Here is a 21,399-nt window from a genome sequence, read left to right on the forward strand (position 1 = left end):
GATCCGTTCCTGGTGCAGCAGATGGAGGACCATTCCATGCTGTACAGTTTGCCGCAAGCGGAGGAGCGCCTGCAATTTTTGCTGGATGAAAATCGTCCGTTGCGAACGTTTGACGAGGAATTTAAACGGAAGGCAAGGCATGCGGACCTGACTGATGACCTGAAGGACATTCTCCAGGTGTTCCGCCGATTGAACCTTGATGTAATCGTGGTGGACCAGACGACACCGGAAATCATGCGAAACGGACTGCATTGCGTGAAAGTGCTGATTCCGGGGATGTTGCCGATGACGTTCGGACATCACCTTACTCGCGTAACAGGGATTGAGAGGGTGCTACGGGTACCGGTGGAACTCGGGTATGCGAAACAGCCGCTGACGCTTGAACAGCTCAATCCACATCCGCATCCGTTTCCATAAGCCGTGCCTAGGTGGCGAAATTCCATTTCCACAATGTTTTTCGGTACTTTAACCAACCGAATTACCATTTTCTATCTGAATGATACCAAATTTACTCTTCGCTACCTTTACCCCCCTCTTAGCGCCCTTTTCTGGTAAGGGTAATACTTATAGTATCTCCGATGTCTTTATATCGGGGTAAAGCGATAAAGCAAACCTTGGTATTCGTAGGGGTTGCAGATTGTAAAATGTTCCCTTCAAATTTCGTTTTTGCCTTTGCCGTATGGGGATTTTTATGTGATTGTCGTGTTATTTTTGCGTTCTTGGGTAATTCTGAATCAGTGAAATCACTTGGTGCTCATGGGTTTTCCGGTTTTAGTTAAGAAAAATAGAAACAAACGGTCATTGATATATTCCCGTGGGATATCAATGACCGTTTGCCAGGGTTTCGGCAACCTATCTGATCCGCTTGTCATCGCTACCATCTTCGTCTTCTGCAGTTCTATATATTCTATTTCGCTGGTGAGGAAGTGGTAAGTGTGTTCTCCTATTTCAAGTAATTTTGGACAGATATTTTTCTTGATTCCAACTTAACAACTTAATCTGGGATAGCACCAATCACCACTTCGAAAAAGGGAACGGGTTTACATAAAAAGGCCTTTTCCTCTCTTCCAGAGGAGCAAGGCCATTTTTTTGACATTTTGAGTCACGGCTGTTGGAAGTATTGTTCTGTTACCAGCTGAAGCCGAAGAAGAAGAAGATAACGGCGATAACAAGGATGAAGATTAAAAGCCTATGCAAACCGAAACCACCGCCACCGAAACAGCTACCTCCGAAACCACCAAAACCACTCATATTTTTCACCTCCTAACGGCAAATTCAATATATTCTATTTCGCTGGTGAAGAAGTGATAAGTGTGTACTCCTATTTCAAGTAATTTTGGACAGATGTCTTTCTTGATTCCAACTTAACAACTTAATTTCTGAGATAGCACCAATCACCACTTCGAAAAAGGGAACAGGTTTACATAAAAAGGCCTTTTCCTCTCTTCCAAAGGAGCAAGGTCATTTTTTTGACATTTTGAGTCACGGCTGTTAGGAAGCATTGTTCTGTTACCAGCCGAAGCCGAAGAAGAAGAAGATAACAGCGATAACCAGGATGAAGATTAAAAGCCTATGCAAACCGAAACCACGGCCACCGAAACAGCTACCTCCGAAACCACCAAAACCACTCATATTTTTCACCTCCTAACGACAAATTCAATATATTCTATTTCACTGGTGAAGAAGTGGTAAGTGCGTTCTCCTATTTTCAAGTGATTTTGGACAGATGTCTTTCTTGATTCCAACTTAACGACTTAATTTCTGAGATAGCACCAATCACCACTTCGAAAAAGGGAACGGGTTTACATAAAAAGGCCTTTTCCTCTCTTCCAGAGGAGCAAGGCCATTTTTTTGACATTTTGAGCCATGGCTGTTAGGAAGCATTGTTCTGTTAGCACCAGAAGCCGAAGAAGAAGAAGATAACGGCGATAACAAGGATGAAGATTAAAAGCCTATGCAAACCGAAACCACCAAAACCACTCATATTTTTCACCTCCTAACGGCAAATTCAATATATTCTATTTCGCTGGTGAGGAAGTGGTAAGTGCGTTCTCCTATTTCAAGTGATTTTGGATAGATATCTTTCTTGATTCCAACTTAACAACTTAATTTCTGAGATAGCACCAATCACCACTTCGAAAAAGGGATCGGATTTACATAAAAAGGCCTTATCCTCTCTTCCAGAGGAGCAAGGCCATTTTTTTGACATTTTGAGCCACAGCTGTTAGGAAGCATTGTTCTGTTACCTTCGCAAGCCCTTTGCAACGTATATAGTGAAGACCATGAAGTTCTTTAGTGTCAGCGAAGCTGCGCTCATGGTTTCGCCTCGTTTTCAGGCCCTTAGCGTACCGGTAGGTGTCTTATTCTCACATTTCAAATTTAGCAAAAGCCGAAGAAGAAGAAGATAACGGCGATAACAAGGATAAAGATTAAAAGCCTATGCAAACGGAAACCACCGAAACCACCAAAACCACTCATATTTTTCACCTCCTAACGGCAATTCAATATATTCTATTTCGCTGGTGAGGAAGTGGTAAGTGCGTTCTCCTATTTTCAAGTGATTTTGGACGGATATCTTTCTTGATTCCAACTTAATTTCTGAGATAGCACCAATCACCAGCTGGTTTAACGCCAGCGAGTGCATAGTGTTGAGAGCCAAAATTTCGCCCTCTTAGCGCCCTTTTCTGGTAAGGGTATTCTAGTATCCCCGATGTCTTTATATCGGAGTAAAGCGATAAAGCAAACCTTGGTGTTCGTAGGGGTTGCAGATTGTAAAATGTTCCCTTCAAATTTCGTTTTTGCCTTTGCCGTATGGGGATTTTTATGTGATTGTCGTGTTATTTTTGCGTTCTTGGGTAATTCTGAATCAGTGAAATCACTTGGTGCTCATGGGTTTTCCGGTTTTAGTTGAGAAAAATAGAAACAAACGGTCATTGATATATTCCCGTGGGATATCAATGACCGTTTGCCAGGGTTTCGGCAACCACTCTGATCCGCTTGTCATCGCTACCATCTTCGTCTTCTGCAGTTCTATATATCCTATTTCGCTGGTGAAGAAGTGGTAAGTGTGTTCTCCTATTTCAAGTAATTTTGGACAGATATTTTTCTTGATTCCAACTTAACAACTTAATTTCTGAGATAGCACCAATCACCACTTCGAAAAAGGGAACGGGTTTACATTAAAAGGCCTTTTCCTCTCTTCCAGAGGAGCAAGGTCATTCTTTTGACATTTTGCCACGGCTGTTAAGAAGCATTGTTCTGTTACCTTCGCAAGCCTTCTGCAACGTGTATAGTGAAGACCATGAAGTTCTTTAGCGACAGCGAAGCTGCGCTCATGGTTTTGCCTCGTTTTCAGGCCCTTAGCGTACAGGGTAGGTGTCTTATTCTCACATTTCAAATTTAGAAAAAGCCGAAGCCGAAGAAGAAGAAGAGGAAGAAGATAACGGCGATAACAATGATGAAGATTAAATGCCTTCTCAAACCGAAACCACCGAAACCACCGAAACAGCTACCTCCGAAACCACCAAAACCACTCATTTTTTTCACCTCCTAACGTCAAATTAAATATATTCTATTTCGCTGGTGAAGAAGTGGTAAGTGTGTTCTCCTATTTCAAGTGATTTTGGACAGATATTTTTCTTGATTCCAACTTAACAGAGATAGCACCAATTACCAGCTGGTATAACGCCAGCGAGTGCATAGTGTTGAGAGCCAAAATTTCGCCCTCTTGGCCTAGAGGTAGCGAAGCTCGATTTTGGTATCATCTACCCAAAAAATAGAAAATGACATCAGAAATGACTTGAGTATGCCATACAGTGAATTGAATGAAAAAATGAGTGGTTTTGGAGATAGTTGTTTCGGTGGTTCGGTAGTTTCTGTTTGAGAAGGCCATAGTGATGGCAAGCGTCATTTTAAATGTGTGAACTCTTGACGCAGTATTCGTGTACGTATATCCTTTAAGTGCTTAACAACTCTGTGAATACCAAACTGTGGATGCACTGGATCCATAGATGTACATGATCCGACATGATTTCCATTTCAGCAATTTCTGCCTGTAGTTCTATTGCTTTTGATACAAATAGTTCTTTCAATCATTCATCTACCGGAGGTTCAAGTACTTTTCGTCGGTACTTTGGACAAAAAACAACATAATATTTACAGTTCAAAAGCGCATTAAAAATGGTCGGACTTGCGAGGCGGTATTGAACTGCCTCTCATCCGACACTCGCTCTGAAGCTAAGGGGTTTTCTTGCTCGCAACGATATAAATAGAGAGGAGGTGCAAATACCATCCATGCAGACCTCCAATATCGAACTGTTTCTTTCGAATTTAAATGAACAGCAAAGAGAAGCGGTAACGGCTCCATTTGGCCCAACCGTTGTATTTGCTGGACCGGGTAGTGGGAAGACAACGGTTTTGACTCGGCGTGTTCTTTATCTGTTGGAACAGGGAGTTCAACCTGAAAACCTGATGGTTGTGACATTTACTCGAGCAGCAGCTCAAGAGATGAAGGAAAGATTGGCACAAATCATGCCTGAAAAAGTTCAGTCATTGATGATCGGGACTTTTCATTCGTTATTTTTGGCGATGTTGCGTGAAGAGGGAATACGTATACCTGCCTTTTTGTCTCCGAGCGAACAAAACCAATGGATTCGTCAATGGTTAGAGGAACAGGAGCAACCAACTGATGATGAAACCGTATCCACTTACTTGAATCAGATTGGTCTATGCAAAGGAAATCTGATCTTTCCCCAATTCATGAAAGTGCAGAAAAAGAAAAATGTCGTGTTTCGTGATCTTTATCAAGCCTATGAAGAAAGAAAACAACAGTTGGGATACTGGGATTATGATGATATTCTAGTTGCTGTTTATCGGATGTTGCAGGATGAGTCCTGTTTGCATAAATGGCAAAATCGCTGTCGACACATCTTGGTGGATGAATTTCAAGATATCAATCGTGTCCAGTATGAAGTGCTGATCCGTTTAGCGAAAAAGCATGCCTGTTTATTTGTCGTTGGTGACGATGATCAGGCCATCTATGGATTTCGTGGCAGTGATCCCTCTTATATGTTACATCTACGCAAAGAATTCCCACAGTTGAAACAGATTGTCCTTTCGGTGAATTACCGTTCAACGGATGAAATCATTCATATCAGTGATCAGCTGATTCGCAAAAACAAAGAACGGCAATGGAAACCACGCAAAGGGACTGGAAGTAAAGGGCCAAAGCCCTTTTGGTTGGAACCGGACGATGAAGAAAAAGAAGCGGAAATGATCCTTTCTTACTCCGATGGGATGGAAACCGCAATCTTGTATCGAACAGCTACCCAGGCACGTGCGATTGTGGATGCCTTGGTTCGGAAAGAGATTCCTTTTTCTATTTCGACTGGCGATCATACCTTTTATCAGCGATGGCAAGTCCAGGATTTGCTCGCTTATTTTCGCCTGGCTTATGATCCCAATGATTTAGATGCCATAGTACGGATTATTAACAAGCCGAAGCGTTATCTGTTTGGTGAAGAATGGATTGATGCTTGTTGGGATCTGTCTCGGCGCACCGGAAAAAGTTTATTGGATGTATTGCCAGAGCTACCCGGTCTTGAGCACTACCAAGTTCGTTTGCTTAAAGAAATGCAGCGGAAAGTAAAAGATTTATCTGCTCTTGGCTCGGTTGAAGGGATTCGTTGGATTCGGCAGGAAATTGGTTATGATCGGTATTTGGAAAAGTTTGCGGAAGAGACGGGAAATGATCGAACACTGGTCTTTGAGCCGGTAGAAGAAATGCTTTTGGCTGCCAGGCATTGTAAAGATGGACAGGCCTTGCTGGAACATGTCGCAAGAGTGGAAGCGTATTTACGGAAGCCTCATCCTGAAGCCCAAGTGCATTGCATGACTTTTCATAAATCGAAAGGATTGGAATTTGACCGGGTTTTTTTAATCGGTCTGCATGCCATGTATTTACCGCACCGTCGCAGTCTGCAAGTACCAGATCACCGCAAACAGGCAGCTTGGGAAGAGGAGAGACGCTTATTGTATGTGGCTATGACGCGAGCCAAAAGTGAACTGTATCTTTCTGTCAGCCAAACAAGGCAAGGAAAAAAGCTGGGACCTTCCCCGTTTTTAAAAGAAATTGGTTTCAAGGAAAGGGAAGGAGACGCAGCCTATCATGAAATTGCGGCAACCACAGAGGAAAGAACAAAACGGATAACGAACCATTTATCCCGTCAACAACTCAAATCCCAGCCGCAGTTGCGGTTTGCTCATGAAGAATTGGCTCCTGGAATGAAGATCCGACATATCAAGTTCGGCATAGGAACCATTATACAAGTGACTCCCTTGGAAGGAGTGGCTCCCGGCAGAAAGGTACTCATCCGTTTTGCTGGCCAGGTCAAAACATTACATTATGAACTGTCCAGACAGCTGCGACTGTTGAGTAAGGAATGAGCCGTTATCACTGAAACAGCGGGCAAAGAGAAAAGCCGATTCCGAAGCATCATAAAAAATAACGAAAGACCCCCCTAAGAGGGAGGGGGGCATTACTTGCTTTCTTGATAACGTTTTAGGCATTCTTCATACAGGGAACGGGCAAACTCGGCATCTTTCCAGCCTTCGATCTTGGTTTCTTTTTTCTCAAGGTCTTTGTAAACTTGGAAGAAGTGTGCGATCTCGTCCAAAATATGTGGAGCAACATCGTCCAGGGTTTTCACGTGATTGAAACGAGGATCATCTACTGGAACCGCCAACAGTTTTTCGTCTTGACCTTTATCGTCAGACATAATGAGTGCACCGATTACACGGCTGGTAATCACGCAACCTGGGAAAGTAGGGAAAGTGGTAAGAACCAAAATGTCAAGTGGGTCACCATCTTCTGCCAGGGTGTTTTCGAGATATCCGTATTCGGTTGGATAGTGCATGGGCGAATATAAAACACGGTCGAGACGGAATACCCCTTTTTCTTTATCATATTCATATTTGTTTTGACTTCCGGTAGGGATTTCGATAAAAGCATCAACAACTAATTCTTTTGACATAAATGATCCTCCTTATTTGATTATGTAAAAAATGGATGGTTTTTTCTATGAAAAACCGTCTCAACCACATTGTATTCACTTTTGCTATGATGCGCAAATGAAAGTTCAACAGAAAATGGATTCATTTCCTTACAGGGAGTTGATCTTTTTGGATCAGGACAGTCATGAAATTGTGCAACAATCTTTATATACAAACTAATCCAAAACTTATATTCATACGAAACTGTGTATAAAAATAAGCATAGTTTTTCCAAGCGAGTGACTTATGAGCCCTACCCGGAGGAGAGGCGGAAAGCGAAAGATTAAAAACGCGGGCAATATCCACTGAAGCTTTTTTTGCCCGCTTCTTAAGCTTCCGGCTCGGAGTGGCCCTGAGATCCTTCTGTACAGGTCGCTGTCGGAATTAGCCTGAAAAACGAAGCAGGTACCCGTATCGATTTGTAACTCCAGGGACTTTTGAAATGAATTATAATCAAAAGAAAAAAGGTGAGATCGATGACGGATCAAGAAAAATATCATATTTCAGCGAAAGATTTTGCGAAAAAATATAAACATGGAGAGTTGCAACAAGTACAATTGATCGATGTCCGAGAGCCTCAGGAGTGGGAAATATATCATTTGGAACATAGCCAACTGATTCCCCTGGCTCAGTTGCCTCTACGGCTTCATGAGTTAGATCGATTGAAACCGGTCTATATTCTTTGCGCCCATGGTGTGCGGAGCTGGCACGCAGCCAATTATTTGTTACAAGAAGGTTTTGAACAGGTAATGAATGTCGATGGGGGTCTGGCAGAAGTCAGTTTGTATCTCGATGAGGATGATGAATAAAAATAAAAAAGCTGCTTAGCATACTAAGCAGCTTTTTTCCCATTTTTACTCTTCTACTTTAATGGAATCGGTTGGGCAACCTTCTTGTGCATCGCGTACAGCATCCTGCAATTCTTCTGGTACTTCTGCAGTTCCAGTATTATCGTCTAAAATAACATAAGCGATGCCATCTTCGTCATAGTCATATACGTCAGGAGCAGTTGCTCCGCATGCTCCACAAGCGATACAAGTATCTTTGTCTACCCAAGTGCGCATGAGTGTAAATCTCCTCCCATATTTAATTCCCAAATAAGTCCACTTCCACCCCTCATTTTAGAACGTTTCGGTTAGAAATGCAAGACAATAAAGGAATCTGTTCACAAGGAGTGTAAAAATAATGAATACAAAACAGGCAGAAAAGCATTTGTTAATCAGTTTTTACCTTACCCAGGGCCTTCTTTTTTTATGCGCATGGTTCCTGTTATGGTGGCAAGATCGACTGCATATCGGCTTGATCGGGATCTGTGAAGGGAAATGGTGGATGATTGGAGCCGGAGTTGGATTGGTTATCGTTGGAATTGATTTACTGCTTACCTATCTGGTTCCAGAAAAATGGATGGATGATGGAGGAATTAACCGTTTGCTCTTTAAAGATCGAACACTCATTCATATCTTTATCATTGCATTCGTATCCAGCTGGGTGGAAGAGCTGCTGTTTCGAGGTGCATTGCAATATTGGTTAGGGATTTGGGGAACCAGTGTTATATTTGTTTTATTACATATACGTTATTTAAGAAAATGGGTAATGGTGACGGTGGTTGGACTTGTCAGTCTTGCATTGGGGTTGCTGGTGGAAAAGTCTGGCTTCCTCGCTCCGGCCATTGCTGCGCATTGGACTGTTAATTTTTGTATGGGTATATTTATACAGTATGTTGATAATTCACCAAACGAGATCAAGGATCTGGAATGATGCCGGCTCATTCATCGTCTGGATGAGGACTGATCTGAGACACTGGTTATGCTATCCATCTATGTCAGGTTGACATTTTTTTTCATAAAATACGTGCAAGAAGGATATGGAGAAGAAAAAAGCGAAAAGTGATATCTCATTTTAAACGATGATGGAAGGATCATAGTGATCTTTTCTAAGTAGTGTGATAGAATATATATTTATTATATATAGATGCAATTTCACTCGCTTTTGTGTATTATAAAATTAGAAGAGAAAAGGAGACCGAGACCGCTGAAGTAACCGTTTTGTTTTTTGCCACATACACTGGGATGTGGAGGTCTCCAGCGAGGGAGGGAAAGCCATGCGTGTCGAGCGTCTAGGTGGAGATAAAATTCGTTTCTTTTTAACCTTGGACGATCTTTCTGATCGCGGAATTGAAAAAGAAGATATGTGGAGAGATATCCCAAAAGTTCAAGAACTGTTCAATGAAATGATGGAACACGCATACGAAGAACTCGGCTTCGAGATTGCTGGACCTGTTGCGGTTGAGGTACATGATCTGCCAACACAAGGAATGGTTGTGGTCGTAACCAGTGGACGCACTTTCAAAACGGATGAGGAAGACTTTGAAAGCGAAGACGCTTATGAGCTGGAAGTCTTCCCAATGGTGGATAGCGAATGTATCGTATTCCGCTTTTTGGACCTGGAGCACCTGATTCAAGCGGCGATACGCATGAATTCTCTGGTTGAACAAGGTGGCCGAGTATATAAATACAATGACCTTTATTACCTTGTATTGGATAGGAACTTGAAAACAGATCGCTTTGAAGCAGTGATGGCCCTACTTTCTGAGTTTGGAGAAATCTCAACGGTAACAGATGCTGTTTTGCAAGAATATGGAAAAGTGATTTGGGCTGAAAATGCAATTCGGGAAATAACCAGATATTTTGGTTCAGATAAATAAAAAATCGCGCCGAATGCGCGATTTTTTCATATCGGCGTTTTCTTGGCATCGAAAGATTTGGGAAAGTTCTGAAAAGAGAACGCTCAGTCGCAAGTCGCCAAATCATCGTGATCCCCCTTGGCTGTGCTTTCAGTTTATCCCAAAAAATGACGATCGTCATGAAATATGAAAAAGAGATGGTTGATTCTACATAATTCAAGGGTTTGGACGGTTGATTGATTTCTGACAATATAGTACAGTTTGGTATTGATTAGAACTATTTTCTCCGTTATGGAATAAAGGGGTAGCCATCTCCGTGTTCTTGTTCTATGATATACAAGAGCTCTCTTTTTTTTAAAAAAGATTGGTATAGATGGGTTCTCTTTCCTTTTGCAGTTGTTGTATACTGTTTGATGGATTTCTATCCTAGCGAGTGAGAAAACCCTTGGCTTCAGCTAGGGGATTGGATCGAAGGGCAAACTAGGCTGAAAAACGAAGAACCAGCAGTAGGGCTAGTTTGAAAAATATCTTTTTTCACCGCTGGGCTGGCGGGTTGAGCTTGGTTCATTTCTCTTCAGTAGAAGGGATTACCAAGAATCCCCTGCGTTTACGCATGGGGAGTGGTCAAGTTAGGAATCATTCATATTAGTTAATACTTGTATTGATTGAACCCATCGGTATGTAATTTGTCTCTGAGGTGAAATGGAATGAAACAACAACCTGTTGCAGCTGGTCAGCAGTTGCAAGAACAAGAAAACCTAGATGTGCTTGCTTCAACCCAGGTGGTAATTAAAAAAGCTTTGGAAAAATTGGGTTATCCAGATTCGATGTATGAATTGTTAAAAGAGCCTTTGCGCGTATTAACGGTTCGCATTCCGGTTCGAATGGATGATGGTTCGGTCAAGGTGTTTACGGGTTATCGTGCCCAGCATAACGATGCGGTGGGACCAACCAAAGGTGGTGTTCGTTTTCACCCGGATGTGACCGAATCAGAAGTGAAAGCCCTGTCTATTTGGATGAGCTTGAAAGCGGGTATCGTCGATCTTCCATATGGTGGTGGTAAAGGCGGAATCGTTTGTGATCCACGTACCATGTCATTCCGTGAACTCGAAGCACTTTCCCGTGGATATGTACGTGCGATTAGCCAGATCGTTGGTCCTGCTAAAGATATACCTGCACCCGATGTATTTACCAACTCACAAATCATGGCTTGGATGATGGATGAATACAGCCGGATTCGTGAATTTGACTCTCCAGGTTTCATTACAGGAAAACCACTCGTTCTTGGCGGATCTCGTGGTCGTGAAACCGCTACAGCCAAAGGCGTTACCATTATGATTCGTGAAGCAGCGAAGAAAAGAGGCATCGATATTAAAGGAGCACGTGTAGTCATCCAAGGATTTGGTAATGCTGGAAGCTTTTTGGCAAAGTTCATGCATGATGCGGGAGCAAAAGTAATCGGAATTTCCGATGCTTACGGTGCGCTCTATGACCCGAATGGTTTGGACATCGATTATTTGCTGGATCGTCGTGATTCATTTGGTACCGTTACCAAACTGTTTAAAGATACCATTACAAACAACGAACTCTTGGAGCTGGAGTGCGATATTCTGGTTCCGGCCGCTGTGGAAAACCAGATTACCGCTTCCAATGCCCATAACATTAAAGCTGAAATTGTTGTTGAAGCAGCGAATGGTCCAACCACTCTGGAAGCTACACGTATTCTGCATGAACGTGGTATTCTTCTCGTTCCTGACGTATTGGCAAGTGCTGGTGGTGTGACGGTTTCTTACTTTGAATGGGTGCAAAACAATCAGGGATATTATTGGAGCGAAGAAGAAGTTGAGAAGAAATTGGAAGATATTATGGTACGGGCGTTTGAAAATGTTTATAACACAGCCAAAGCACGTCAAGTCGACATGCGGCTTGCTGCATACATGGTCGGAGTAAGAAAAATGGCTGAGGCATCCCGCTTCCGTGGTTGGGTATAATATAATAATAGCTGAGTCGAGAAAAACACCCCTATTTAGGGTGTTTTTCTTCTTGGTGAGGAGGATATTTATGATGGAGGAAGCCATTATTATTGGAGCAGGACCCTGTGGAATCTCAGCAGCCGTTGAGTTGAAAAAAAGAGGGATCGAACCACTTGTCATTGAGAAAGGTTGTATCGCCAATTCAATCTATCACTATCCGGTGGGGATGACGTTTTTCAGCTCACCAGAGAATATTGAAATAGGCGATGTTCCATTTGTGACCATCAATGAAAAACCGACTCGGCATGAAGCATTGAAATATTATCGCAAAGTGGTTCAACTATATGATGTAAAGGTACACACATACGAACGGGTTACCCAAATTCAAAAAGCAGATCCTGGTTTTTTGGTGTATACGGAAACACGTGAAGGAAAAAAAATCTATGAAACGCCTTATGTAATCCTGTCTACAGGTTATTATGATCAACCCAATTTATTAAATATTCCAGGCGAAGATCTTCCGCATGTGTTCCATTACTTTAAAGATGGACATCCGTATGCAGGCCATGAAGTTGTCGTCATTGGTGGACGTAACTCAGCCATTGATGCTGCTTTGGAGCTTTATCAGGCGGGAGCAAATGTGACGATGGTTTATCGCAAAGCTTCCTTTCACCCAAGTGTAAAGGCATGGGTCAAGCCTGTCATCGAAGCGGCCATCGAAAAAGAACGGATCCGCATGATCTGGGAAACAGAAGTAATGGAAATCAAGCCGCGCAGTGTTGTTATTGATACCAAAGGTGTACGATCGGAAATTCCGGCTGATTTTGTGTTTGCCATGACAGGTTATCGCCCTGATCTAACCATGGCAAAAGAGCTGGGGGCTGAGATCGATCCCAAAACCCATGTACCCATCTGTTCAGAGGCGATGGAAACGACCGTTCCAGGTCTCTACCTGGCGGGAGTGATTGCTACGGGGCATGATGCTACGAAGATCTTTATTGAGAACGGCCGCTTTCACGGGCAAATGATTGCAGAGGATATCAAGCAAAAATTGAATCAGAAACAGTATACTGGATAAATAGAGAAGATGCTTTATAATTTCACAAAATATGGGGCTATATAGATACTGAAGTTTGGCTGTTTATGACCAAGCGTTAAAGGTAGCTCGATGAAAAACAAAGCCAAAGGAAACCGATCCCATTCCTTTGGCTTTTAGCTTGTTGACAAACTATCGGTTATATGCCGGTTTTCCTTTTCCGTTTACTCTGCTCAGTAAATACGAGCAAGAAGTTGTTCAACTGGAAAAGGAAAACGGGTTTCGTTAAGACAGTGTGACTTCAAAACACTTTCTGCAGTTCATCGATCGAGAGCTTTAATTGCAATGCTAACATTAACTTGATGCGGGCTTTTTGTCCATTCAGTTCCCCGCCAAAAATGACTCCCATCTCTTTCAGCTGTTTTCCCCCACCTTCGTATGCATAAATATCCTGAACAACCCCATTGTAACAGCGAGAAACAAGGACAACAGGAATATCTTGCTTTAAGGCCTGGGAAATCCCCGGAAGCATGGCCGGAGGGAGATTGCCAAGACCGAGTGCTTCGATGACAATGCCGTGGTATTGTTGTTGAATGGCCCACTTAATCATGGAATCGTCCATGCCAGCGGCGGCTTTGATGAGGGCGACTTTCGCCGTAGGTTTTACCAGTGGCAGAGGTTGTTTGCGGATCACTTTGCGATAAAAACGGATATCTTTTTTCGATAAATGTCCAATGGGTCCCAGTGAAGGGGACTGAAAGGTCGCCACGTTGCTGGTATGCGTTTTGGTTACTTCTCTGGCTGTGTGAATTTCGTCATTGAAGACCACGAGTGTTCCCAAGCCACTTGCCTGGTCATGAGCTGCTACTCGAACAGCATTGACCAGGTTATAGGGACCGTCTGCTCCGAGTTCATTTTGGCTGCGCATTGCACCTGTGACGACCACTGGTTTGTTGCTTTGGATCACCAGATCCAGGAAATAAGCAGTTTCTTCAAGTGTATCCGTGCCGTGTGTAATGACTACACCGTCAATCTCAGATTGATCAAGCAGTTCGGCCACCCTCTTGGCTAAAAGGTACATTTCATTCGGGGTCATATGCGGACTGGGCAAATTGAGTAAATGCTCCATGTGTGTATGAGCATAAGGAGCTAAAAGAGGCAATACCGACTGGAGAGCACTTGGATCTTGAGGCTTGACTCCATTTTCTTTACTTTCTGCCATGGCAATTGTGCCACCAGTGGTGATGATGACGATCTGTTTCATGATATGCTCCCCTTTCACTGATAAAATGGATGACATGATTGGAGAATGATAAAAATAAGTCGAAATGAATTCAAATGTATGCAGAAGATAAATTAGTAGTAATTCCTATAAAAAAACATGATTTTATTTCCATTTGTTCTATGATAGCGGAAACGGTATGAATTATCTAGTGATCTGTAAATAATATATTTCAACGAGAAGAGTTGGCGGTGAATATAAAATGAGAGAGAATGAACGGATGATGGTAACGATTCGCTGTTTGCGTTGTGGCGAGCGTTTTATCCTCAAAGGCCGAGTCAAAAGAGGCAGAATCGAAACGGGTTTTAAACGTTGTTTATGTGATAACGAATCGGATTTTGAAATTCGTAATGAACCTATATAAGAATGGTAGTGCCAAGCCTCCAGTGTAGAATGGGGAGCCAATGAAGAATCTTGTTATTTATCAATCATTTAAAATAGTTCCGATACCATATGCCCATCTTCATCCCAGAGAGAAGATGGGCAGAATCATTTATAAAGTCAATGACCGAGTCTATCCTGAACATATGAATACATTTCTCCCGCGCTTCGGGATGGGTTCCTTCCTCCGTGACGACTTCTGTACCATCACAGTCACTCCGTAAGGAACCCATCCCTCCGATTTAATTGCTCCCTCTTTCCAGGACTGTGATGCGTTTGATTCCAGTTGCAGTTGGAGGTTTATCCCTTAAGGACGTTTTTCTTTTGTATAAATAGAGAAGTCTGCGCTCAAACTACCAAAAAAGATGATGAAGGTTGGGAGGATCGCCATGCCCAAGCGAATTAAGCCGTGGTTGAGCGTTTTTCTATGTATTGGTTGTTTTGGTTTGTTAGGTGGAGAATATGTCTCGCATGCGGCCAATGCAGGCAAGAGCAGTCATGGATTTACAGCCAATGATATTAGAATGATGGCGCAGGCTGTTTATGGTGAAGCACGTGGAGAGCCATATGTGGGGCAAGTAGCGATAGCAGCGGTGATTTTAAATCGATTGGAAAGCGAGCAGTTCCCCAATACCGTATCAGGGGTTATTTTTCAGCCGGGTGCTTTTACGGCGGTAGCGGATGGACAGATTTGGTTAAAACCCAATGAAACGGCCAAAAAAGCCGTGATGGATGCGATTAATGGTTGGGACCCTACGGGAAACTGTCTGTATTATTTTAATCCAGCTACGGCAACATCCAAATGGATTTGGAGTCGACCCCAAGTAAAGCGTATCGGAAAACATATTTTTTGCAAATAAAGGAGCGATGTTGAGCCATGTACCGAACAGTGGCGGCATTTTTGTTTCCCATTACGCTGATTGCCTTTATTGGAACAGCGATATGGGGTTATCGTGAAAATCAGGAGAAGAATTCAATTTTGATCAAGGCTGAGAACCAGTATCAACGAGCCTTCCATGATCTGAATGATCATATGGACAAACTTCAAGATGAAATGGGAAAAGCATTGGCTTTGAACTCCCAGCGTCAATTATCCAATTGTATGACCAATGTGTGGCGTTTGGCCTATGCGGCGCAAGAGGATTTGGGTCAGCTGCCTTTAACATTGATGCCCTTTGATAAAGCGGAAACCTTCCTCGGCAAGATCGGTTCGTTTTCCCATCAGGTAGGGGTACGTGATCTCAATAAAGAGCCACTTTCTGACAAAGAATGGAATACACTGCAAACTTTGTATAACCGGGCTCACGATATTCGTAATGACCTGCACCAGGTTCAAGATCAGGTGTTGAACAAAAACTTGCGCTGGATGGATGTGGAATTGGCGATGGCGTCAGAAGATAAGAAAATGGATAACGCCATTATCGACGGATTCCAACAAGTGAACAAGATGGTGGAGCAATATCCGGAGGTAGACTGGGGTCCGGCCATCACCAACATGGAAGTGCATAAACGGGAGAAATATAAGAAGCTTCAAGGCAGGGAAATTTCTCTACAAGAAGCGAAGCAAAAGGTAGCGCAAGCGTTTGATGTTCGTTCGACGTCTGGGATGAAAGCGACGGTCAATGGTAAAGGTGGAGATTATCAAACAATCAGTGTTACGTTTGATAAAAATGGGAATACCGCTTATACCGATTTAACCAAAAAAGGTGGACATATCATCTTTATGATGCTAGATCGGCCGGTCAAACAGGCTAAGCTGAATCTGGATCAGGCAGAACAGGTTGCTTTACGCTTTCTGGAGCGACTTGGGCTTAAAAACATGGTCGCCACATCCTATGATGAAACAGGCAATATGTTTGCCCTGAATTTTGTTCATCAGGAAAAAGGGATCTACATTTACCCTGAGATGGTAGCGGTCAAAGTGGCACGGGACAATGGAGAAATTGTGGGCTTGCAGGCTGATGAGTATGTATTCAATAAAATCACGCCCATCATCGATAAACCCAAGCTGACCGAAGCAGAGGCGAAAAAGCGAATCAGCCCAAAATTGAAAGTGCAGAAAACAAATTTGGCATATATTTATGATCAAACCAGTAAACCGGTTTTGTGTTATGAGTTTTTGGGAATGATCGGAAAAGAACAGTATCGTGTGTTTGTGAATGCCATGACTGGCAGCGAAGAAAAGGTGGAAAAAATTAGAAAAGCAGATGCTGACCACGTTTAAGTTTAAATAGCGTTTCTATAAAAGTAGAGGGAGTAAATAAAGAACACCTATCGATGGGATGACCCCATCCGTAAACACCAAATCGTGGTGGAAATTTACAGATATCGGTTAAAAGAAGTGCCAGTTTCTGTTTACATTTTATTCGGGTTCGTTTTCGCGTAACTTGGGTGTGTATAAACCGGGGGCGAACCCATTTCTTGATGATGTGAGTGTGAGGTTGATCGGGAAAAATGCTAGGATAAAGGATAGTTTTCATTGCAAATATGAAGTTTTTATGTTATTCTTAAAACAAGTTAAAATTTAATATACGGGTCTTTATTCCTAGATTTTCTCTTAATTTTAAAAAAGAAATACATAGTTACAGTATGTAAGGGATAGGTCGAGGTTTTCGATAAGGATTGTACTTTGATAGGGAATGAATCGAATACAGTCCAGCCATCATCGAGCAGGTGCGACCTGCTCATTATTTTTGTATCCCGAGTAGGGAGGATTTGTCAGGTTGATGAGAAGATTCTTGGTAGCGATTGATGGTCCAGCAGGAGCTGGAAAAAGTACGGTAGCCCGACTTGTGGCAGAACAGCTTGGGCTTACCTATGTGGATACAGGTGCGATGTATCGCGGGGTTGCCTGGAGAGCATTGCAAGAAAAAGTTGATGTAACCAATGAGGAAGTTCTTGCTCAACTGGCTGAAGCAACTCAGTTCAAATTGGAAAAAGAAGGGATTCGAATCAATGGAAAATGGCTGAAAGAAGAACTTCGTACTCCTGAAGTATCTCAGCTAGCTTCAGCCATTGCCAAAATGGGAGAAGTTCGGCAAGCCCTTGTACGCAAGCAACAAGAAATCGCTCGACAACACGGTGTGGTTATGGACGGGCGAGATATCGGGACACATGTCTTGCCACATGCTGATGTCAAAGTGTTTCTGACTGCTTCGATTGAAAAAAGGGCTAAGCGCCGTTATCTGGAATTGCTTGCGAAAGGATATCAAGTCGATGAAAGAACCTTGCAGGAAGAGATTCGCAAACGGGATGAAAATGACCAAACACGCAAGCACTCTCCACTCCGTCAGGCGGAGGATGCGGTATTCATTGATACCAGTGATTTAACGGTCTCCGAAGTGGTTGAAAAGATTTTGGAACTTTGTCGCACCAAAGTGGGCGGTAATGAGTAAGATATGTTATACATTGATCAGCGGGCGAGATCGAGGAAGCCCTTTCCAACATGTATGGAGTGATTGAAAACGAATACAACAAGAATTCAGGGAATCGGATCAACTGAATCTATTCAGTTTGGTCTTTATAATATAAACCATATCGACAGTTTTTTGTGGGTATGTGAGGAGGGCAATTGCTATGTCAGAACAAGTCAAATCTGAAATGACTGAGGCTGTATCTTTACAAGTAGGCGATGTAGTAAAAGGAAAAGTTGTAAAAGTGGAAAGAAATCAAGCACTCGTTGATGTAGGATATAAATCAGATGCCATCTTGCCGATTTCTGAAATTTCGGCTTTGCATGTTGAACAGGTATCTGATGAACTGAAGGTGGATGATGAGTTTGAAGTAAAAGTCATCCGACTGGAAGAAGAAGGCGACAAAGTCATTGTGTCCAAAAGAGCAGTTGTTGCTGAAAAAGCATGGAAAGAACTGCAGGAGAAATTGGAAACCGGCGAAACCATCACAGCAACTGTGGCTGATGTTGTCAAAGGTGGTCTGGTTGTCAATGTGGGTGTTCGTGGCTTTATTCCTGCCTCTCATGTAGAGCGCCATTTTGTAGAAGACTTCAGTGATTACAAAGGCCGCGAACTAACCTTGAAAGTGGTTGAGCTGGATCCAGAGAAGAACAAGCTGATTCTCTCCAGAAAGCTCGTATTGGAAGAAGAAGAGAAAAAGAAAAAGGCAGAGCGGCTCAATCAGCTGGAGCCTGGTCAAATTGTAGAAGGAACCGTGCAACGTCTGACAGACTTTGGTGCATTTGTTGATCTTGGCGGTATTGATGGTTTGGTTCATGTTTCCGAGCTGGCATGGAATCGGGTTGAACATCCATCGGATGTATTGGCTGAAGGGCAAACAATTCAGGTGAAAATACTCAAAGTGGATCGCGACAATGAGCGAATCAGCTTAAGCCTCAAAGAGACACGAAAAGGTCCGTGGGAACAAGTAGCTGATCACATCAAAGTGGGAGATGTAGTGACCGGAACAGTCAAACGTTTGGCCAGTTTCGGTGCCTTTGTCGAAGTATATCCTGGTGTGGAGGGACTCGTTCATATTTCACAGATTTCCCGCCGCCATATTGGCACACCACAAGAAGTACTGGAAGAAGGCCAGGAAGTACAGGTAAAAGTGTTGGATATGCAATTGGATCAAAAACGGATTAGCCTGAGCATGAAAGAATTAGAGGAAGAGCCCAAAAAAGAAAAAGTGGAAGAAGAGAAAAATGTGGCAACGAACAATTCCGGGCTTAATGTAACCTTGGGGGATATGTATCCAGAACTGCGCAATTTAAAATAATATCGCTTGGTCAACCAGCCATAAATTGGCTGGTTTTTTATTGAGTGGAAAAAGGGATTTCGTTTCATACTAGGACAAAAACCAGGGGAAAGGAGCACAAGATTGAGCACAGGTGTGTTAGCTGTTTTATCTATTCTGATTTTGTTCATTTTAATATATACGGGATGGTTTGGCGGATTGTCCGCTGATTTGGGTTGGTCGTCTTTGCAAATAGCTGGGGGTCTTCTGTTTGCTTTTTTTATCACGGTTGTCTCTCCTGTTCAAATTCATCCAGCTTATGAAATTGAACCCGGCATCTTTGTTGTGTTCATCATTTTTTTGATGCTGTTTTTTCGTGTGCCATCTTCTTCGATCCTGTTTATTTGTCTACATATCATTTTTTTAGGAACCATTCTATTTATGTATCATGAAGTAACCGATGCACAAACAGAATGGGATGATTTTACTTTTCGGCTGGGAACGGTTTGTCTGATGACGATTTTTCCGCTTTGTCTACGGAAGGGTCTGCTCGAGCGGTTATTGGTACAAGTGGGAGCACTTGTTTATGCTTATGGTCTGGTTTTATTGGTATATAAAGAGGTGTTTCAGCCTTTGCCGATCGGAAGTGATGATTTTTTAGATACCTTTTGGATTTGTCTGATTCATATTATGGTCTTTCATTATGGAAGCAAAGTTGTGGTGAAAAATCTGCGCAAGGTGCAGGAAATCTTCTCTTTTCAGCGGAAATGACCAGGATTGAGCGGACGGGAGTGAATAAAAACAAGATCATTCCCTTCCGTTTTTCGATATAAAAACGATTTTTGCGCCAATCTTTGATCTGGAATCGAGGTTGCCTTAAGGAGTAAATACGGATAAGATTAAAGATGTTAATCGATTAACACACAATTTATTGGTAGATTGTGTATGAAGAAAGGGAAAGAAGGATGAGTTTACCTGTAGTTGCCATTGTCGGAAGACCGAATGTGGGTAAGTCTACGATTTTTAATCGTTTAGCTGGTGAACGCATTGCGATTGTAGAAGACCAGCCTGGTATCACACGTGACCGGATTTACAGTCGAAGTGAATGGAATGGTCAGGAGTTTCATTTAATCGATACAGGTGGCCTGGAATTCGGAGAAAAAGATGAAATTCTTCAGCATATTAAAAATCAAGTGGAGCTGGCGATTGAAGAAGCGGATGTCATTCTGTTTGTGACAAATGGAAGAGATGGAGTTACTTCAGCAGATGAAGAAGTGGCCCAAATGCTTCATCGGACACAAAAACCAGTGGTTGTAGCAGTAAATAAGGTAGATGATCGCAAGTATGAAGATGCGATGTATGACTTCTATCGCTTGGGATTTGAACATGTGATTGCGATTTCGGCACTACACGGAACGGGCACAGGGGATATGCTCGATTGCCTTGTGAGTTACTTCCCGGAAGAAATCGAAGAAGACTATGATGAAGATACCATTCGTGTTTCCTTGATTGGACGACCCAATGTAGGCAAATCTTCTCTCGTCAATGCGATATTGGGGGAAGAGCGGGTGATCGTCAGCCCAGTGGCAGGTACTACCCGTGATGCCATTGACACCCCATTTGAGCATGAAGGCCAGTCCTTTGTATTAGTGGATACAGCTGGACTCAGAAAACGAGGAAAAGTATATGAAACGGTAGAAAAATATAGTGTCATCCGGGCGTTAAAGGCGATTGAACGCTCTGATGTCTGTTTGATTGTGATTGATGGGGAAAGAGGAATTGCTGAACAGGACAAGCGGATTGCCGGATATGCACATGAAGCTGGTTGCGCTTGTATTTTTGTTGTCAACAAATGGGACGCAGTGGAAAAAGACGATAAGACCATGAACCGTTTTCAGGAGAAAATACGTCATGCGTTCCAATTTATGCCTTACGCTCCGATTCTTTTCGTTTCGGCCAAGACTAAGCAGCGTGTTCATCAAATTCTGCCGATGGTAACCGAAGTGGCTGAACATCATGCATTGCGCATTACGACATCGGTTTTAAACCAAGTAATCAGTGATGCGATCGCCACAACACCTCCGCCATCTGAAAAAGGAAAACGATTTAGAATTTATTATGCAACCCAAGTAGCAGTAAAGCCGCCTACTTTTGTCCTGTTTGTCAATGATCCGGAATTGGCGCATTTCAGTTATTTACGATATCTGGAAAATCAGTTGCGAGCGGCTTTTCAGTTTTTTGGAACTCCGATTCGCATTCGCCTGCGCAAAAAGAATACGTGACAAAGGGATTGGGTAGCTCATTG

The 21,399-nt window shown here is 42.7% G+C and carries 21 protein-coding genes and 3 pseudogenes; 14 read left to right on the plus strand and 10 right to left on the minus strand.

Annotated features, from left to right (window positions below; all coding sequences use genetic code 11):
- Nucleotides 1-417, plus strand: a 417-nt coding sequence (locus tag BMZ78_RS12525; RefSeq protein WP_175482454.1) for a YcaO-like family protein, incomplete at its 5' end; no start/stop codon positions are given.
- 711 nt (nucleotides 418-1,128) lie between these two features.
- Here BMZ78_RS12525 and BMZ78_RS19005 read toward each other — a convergent pair.
- The 6 genes and pseudogenes from BMZ78_RS19005 to tnpA all read right to left on the minus strand — a co-directional run.
- Entirely contained in the window at nucleotides 1,129-1,251 is a 123-nt protein-coding gene (locus BMZ78_RS19005; protein ID WP_217645010.1) for a sporulation protein YjcZ, read from the minus strand.
- Nucleotides 1,252-1,509: 258 nt separating this feature from the next.
- Nucleotides 1,510-1,632 carry a hypothetical protein gene (locus BMZ78_RS19380; protein WP_281244568.1) on the minus strand — a complete coding sequence of 41 codons (123 nt, stop codon included), beginning with the start codon at nucleotides 1,630-1,632 and terminating at the stop codon, nucleotides 1,510-1,512.
- A gap of 536 nt (nucleotides 1,633-2,168) precedes the next feature.
- Nucleotides 2,169-2,336, minus strand: coding sequence for a transposase (locus BMZ78_RS12530; RefSeq protein WP_093230869.1), 168 nt, complete (start codon nucleotides 2,334-2,336; stop codon nucleotides 2,169-2,171).
- Nucleotides 2,337-3,204: 868 nt separating this feature from the next.
- Nucleotides 3,205-3,337 (minus strand): annotated as a pseudogene (locus BMZ78_RS19495) (transposase); the annotation flags it as partial.
- Nucleotides 3,338-3,399: 62 nt separating this feature from the next.
- Nucleotides 3,400-3,537 carry a hypothetical protein gene (locus BMZ78_RS18840; RefSeq protein ID WP_175482455.1) on the minus strand — a complete coding sequence of 46 codons (138 nt, stop codon included), beginning with the start codon at nucleotides 3,535-3,537 and terminating at the stop codon, nucleotides 3,400-3,402.
- A 372-nt stretch (nucleotides 3,538-3,909) separates the two neighbouring features.
- Nucleotides 3,910-4,181, minus strand: a pseudogene (gene tnpA / locus BMZ78_RS19610) (IS200/IS605 family transposase); the annotation flags it as partial.
- Nucleotides 4,182-4,293: 112 nt separating this feature from the next.
- On the opposite strand from tnpA, the gene BMZ78_RS12545 reads away from it, so the two are divergent.
- Nucleotides 4,294-6,444: an ATP-dependent helicase gene (locus tag BMZ78_RS12545; RefSeq protein ID WP_093230762.1), complete on the plus strand. Its 2,151-nt coding sequence runs from the start codon at nucleotides 4,294-4,296 to the stop codon at nucleotides 6,442-6,444.
- Between the two features lie 92 nt (nucleotides 6,445-6,536).
- Here BMZ78_RS12545 and BMZ78_RS12550 read toward each other — a convergent pair whose 3' ends face one another.
- Complete coding sequence (locus BMZ78_RS12550) at nucleotides 6,537-7,031, minus strand: inorganic diphosphatase (protein ID WP_093230764.1); 495 nt, start codon at nucleotides 7,029-7,031, stop codon at nucleotides 6,537-6,539.
- A gap of 495 nt (nucleotides 7,032-7,526) precedes the next feature.
- Here BMZ78_RS12550 and BMZ78_RS12555 point away from each other — a divergent pair, with 495 nt between their 5' ends.
- Nucleotides 7,527-7,859: a rhodanese-like domain-containing protein gene (locus BMZ78_RS12555; protein WP_093230765.1), complete on the plus strand. Its 333-nt coding sequence runs from the start codon at nucleotides 7,527-7,529 to the stop codon at nucleotides 7,857-7,859.
- A gap of 45 nt (nucleotides 7,860-7,904) precedes the next feature.
- Here BMZ78_RS12555 and BMZ78_RS12560 read toward each other — a convergent pair whose 3' ends face one another.
- Nucleotides 7,905-8,114, minus strand: a complete 210-nt coding sequence (locus BMZ78_RS12560) for a ferredoxin (RefSeq protein ID WP_093230767.1) — start codon at nucleotides 8,112-8,114, stop codon at nucleotides 7,905-7,907.
- A gap of 121 nt (nucleotides 8,115-8,235) precedes the next feature.
- Here BMZ78_RS12560 and BMZ78_RS12565 point away from each other — a divergent pair, with 121 nt between their 5' ends.
- The 4 genes from BMZ78_RS12565 to BMZ78_RS12580 all read left to right on the plus strand — a co-directional run bounded on the left by BMZ78_RS12565 (nucleotide 8,236) and on the right by BMZ78_RS12580 (nucleotide 12,784).
- Nucleotides 8,236-8,808, plus strand: coding sequence for a CPBP family intramembrane glutamic endopeptidase (locus BMZ78_RS12565; RefSeq protein WP_093230768.1), 573 nt, complete (start codon nucleotides 8,236-8,238; stop codon nucleotides 8,806-8,808).
- A gap of 343 nt (nucleotides 8,809-9,151) precedes the next feature.
- Complete coding sequence (locus tag BMZ78_RS12570) at nucleotides 9,152-9,754, plus strand: genetic competence negative regulator (RefSeq protein WP_093230770.1); 603 nt, start codon at nucleotides 9,152-9,154, stop codon at nucleotides 9,752-9,754.
- A gap of 686 nt (nucleotides 9,755-10,440) precedes the next feature.
- Nucleotides 10,441-11,724, plus strand: a complete 1,284-nt coding sequence (locus tag BMZ78_RS12575) for a Glu/Leu/Phe/Val family dehydrogenase (RefSeq protein ID WP_093230771.1) — start codon at nucleotides 10,441-10,443, stop codon at nucleotides 11,722-11,724.
- 70 nt (nucleotides 11,725-11,794) lie between these two features.
- Nucleotides 11,795-12,784: a YpdA family putative bacillithiol disulfide reductase gene (locus tag BMZ78_RS12580; RefSeq protein WP_341849641.1), complete on the plus strand. Its 990-nt coding sequence runs from the start codon at nucleotides 11,795-11,797 to the stop codon at nucleotides 12,782-12,784.
- Between the two features lie 259 nt (nucleotides 12,785-13,043).
- Here the strand turns inward: BMZ78_RS12580 and BMZ78_RS12585 are convergent, their stop codons facing one another.
- Nucleotides 13,044-14,006 carry an asparaginase gene (locus BMZ78_RS12585; protein ID WP_139203317.1) on the minus strand — a complete coding sequence of 321 codons (963 nt, stop codon included), beginning with the start codon at nucleotides 14,004-14,006 and terminating at the stop codon, nucleotides 13,044-13,046.
- Nucleotides 14,007-14,226: 220 nt separating this feature from the next.
- Here BMZ78_RS12585 and BMZ78_RS18845 point away from each other — a divergent pair, with 220 nt between their 5' ends.
- Nucleotides 14,227-14,388, plus strand: a complete 162-nt coding sequence (locus BMZ78_RS18845) for a hypothetical protein (RefSeq protein ID WP_175482456.1) — start codon at nucleotides 14,227-14,229, stop codon at nucleotides 14,386-14,388.
- A 64-nt stretch (nucleotides 14,389-14,452) separates the two neighbouring features.
- Here the strand turns inward: BMZ78_RS18845 and BMZ78_RS18850 are convergent, their stop codons facing one another.
- The gene (locus BMZ78_RS18850) at nucleotides 14,453-14,638 is read right to left on the minus strand and encodes a hypothetical protein (RefSeq protein ID WP_175482457.1); all 186 of its coding nucleotides are present in this window, start codon (nucleotides 14,636-14,638) and stop codon (nucleotides 14,453-14,455) included.
- 267 nt (nucleotides 14,639-14,905) lie between these two features.
- Between BMZ78_RS18850 and BMZ78_RS12590 the strand changes: the two are divergent.
- The 6 genes and pseudogenes from BMZ78_RS12590 to der all read left to right on the plus strand — a co-directional run.
- A pseudogene (locus tag BMZ78_RS12590) lies at nucleotides 14,906-15,265 on the plus strand (cell wall hydrolase); the annotation flags it as partial.
- Nucleotides 15,266-15,282: 17 nt separating this feature from the next.
- Nucleotides 15,283-16,629: a germination protein YpeB gene (gene ypeB, locus BMZ78_RS12595; RefSeq protein WP_093230773.1), complete on the plus strand. Its 1,347-nt coding sequence runs from the start codon at nucleotides 15,283-15,285 to the stop codon at nucleotides 16,627-16,629.
- A 502-nt stretch (nucleotides 16,630-17,131) separates the two neighbouring features.
- Nucleotides 17,132-17,800 (plus strand): (d)CMP kinase, encoded by a 669-nt coding sequence (gene cmk / locus BMZ78_RS12600; protein ID WP_093230774.1) that lies wholly within the window; start codon nucleotides 17,132-17,134, stop codon nucleotides 17,798-17,800.
- Nucleotides 17,801-17,981: 181 nt separating this feature from the next.
- A complete protein-coding gene (gene rpsA, locus BMZ78_RS12605; protein WP_093230776.1) occupies nucleotides 17,982-19,136 on the plus strand; it encodes a 30S ribosomal protein S1 in 1,155 nt (384 codons plus the stop codon).
- 102 nt (nucleotides 19,137-19,238) lie between these two features.
- Entirely contained in the window at nucleotides 19,239-19,865 is a 627-nt protein-coding gene (locus tag BMZ78_RS12610; RefSeq protein WP_093230777.1) for a hypothetical protein, read from the plus strand.
- A 194-nt stretch (nucleotides 19,866-20,059) separates the two neighbouring features.
- Nucleotides 20,060-21,376, plus strand: a complete 1,317-nt coding sequence (der, locus tag BMZ78_RS12615; RefSeq protein WP_093230779.1) for a ribosome biogenesis GTPase Der — start codon at nucleotides 20,060-20,062, stop codon at nucleotides 21,374-21,376.
- Nucleotides 21,377-21,399 lie beyond the last annotated feature (23 nt).

Source organism: Thermoflavimicrobium dichotomicum, assembly GCF_900114055.1.
GTDB lineage: Bacteria > Bacillota > Bacilli > Thermoactinomycetales > Thermoactinomycetaceae > Thermoflavimicrobium > Thermoflavimicrobium dichotomicum.

Bases quoted from the DNA above. Each gene is read 5' to 3' on its own strand.
- BMZ78_RS19005 (WP_217645010.1), bottom strand. From the start codon at position 1,251: ATGAGTGGTTTTGGTGGTTTCGGAGGTAGCTGTTTCGGTGGCGGTGGT.
- BMZ78_RS19380 (WP_281244568.1), bottom strand. From the start codon at position 1,632: ATGAGTGGTTTTGGTGGTTTCGGAGGTAGCTGTTTCGGTGGCCGTGGT.
- BMZ78_RS18840 (WP_175482455.1), bottom strand. From the start codon at position 3,537: ATGAGTGGTTTTGGTGGTTTCGGAGGTAGCTGTTTCGGTGGTTTCGGT.
- BMZ78_RS12545 (WP_093230762.1), top strand. From the start codon at position 4,294: ATGCAGACCTCCAATATCGAACTGTTTCTTTCGAATTTAAATGAACAG.
- BMZ78_RS12550 (WP_093230764.1), bottom strand. From the start codon at position 7,031: ATGTCAAAAGAATTAGTTGTTGATGCTTTTATCGAAATCCCTACCGGA.
- BMZ78_RS12555 (WP_093230765.1), top strand. From the start codon at position 7,527: ATGACGGATCAAGAAAAATATCATATTTCAGCGAAAGATTTTGCGAAA.
- BMZ78_RS12560 (WP_093230767.1), bottom strand. From the start codon at position 8,114: ATGCGCACTTGGGTAGACAAAGATACTTGTATCGCTTGTGGAGCATGC.
- BMZ78_RS12565 (WP_093230768.1), top strand. From the start codon at position 8,236: ATGAATACAAAACAGGCAGAAAAGCATTTGTTAATCAGTTTTTACCTT.
- BMZ78_RS12570 (WP_093230770.1), top strand. From the start codon at position 9,152: ATGCGTGTCGAGCGTCTAGGTGGAGATAAAATTCGTTTCTTTTTAACC.
- BMZ78_RS12575 (WP_093230771.1), top strand. From the start codon at position 10,441: ATGAAACAACAACCTGTTGCAGCTGGTCAGCAGTTGCAAGAACAAGAA.
- BMZ78_RS12580 (WP_341849641.1), top strand. From the start codon at position 11,795: ATGATGGAGGAAGCCATTATTATTGGAGCAGGACCCTGTGGAATCTCA.
- BMZ78_RS12585 (WP_139203317.1), bottom strand. From the start codon at position 14,006: ATGAAACAGATCGTCATCATCACCACTGGTGGCACAATTGCCATGGCA.
- BMZ78_RS18845 (WP_175482456.1), top strand. From the start codon at position 14,227: ATGAGAGAGAATGAACGGATGATGGTAACGATTCGCTGTTTGCGTTGT.
- BMZ78_RS18850 (WP_175482457.1), bottom strand. From the start codon at position 14,638: ATGGGTTCCTTACGGAGTGACTGTGATGGTACAGAAGTCGTCACGGAG.
- ypeB (WP_093230773.1), top strand. From the start codon at position 15,283: ATGTACCGAACAGTGGCGGCATTTTTGTTTCCCATTACGCTGATTGCC.
- cmk (WP_093230774.1), top strand. From the start codon at position 17,132: ATGAGAAGATTCTTGGTAGCGATTGATGGTCCAGCAGGAGCTGGAAAA.
- rpsA (WP_093230776.1), top strand. From the start codon at position 17,982: ATGTCAGAACAAGTCAAATCTGAAATGACTGAGGCTGTATCTTTACAA.
- der (WP_093230779.1), top strand. From the start codon at position 20,060: ATGAGTTTACCTGTAGTTGCCATTGTCGGAAGACCGAATGTGGGTAAG.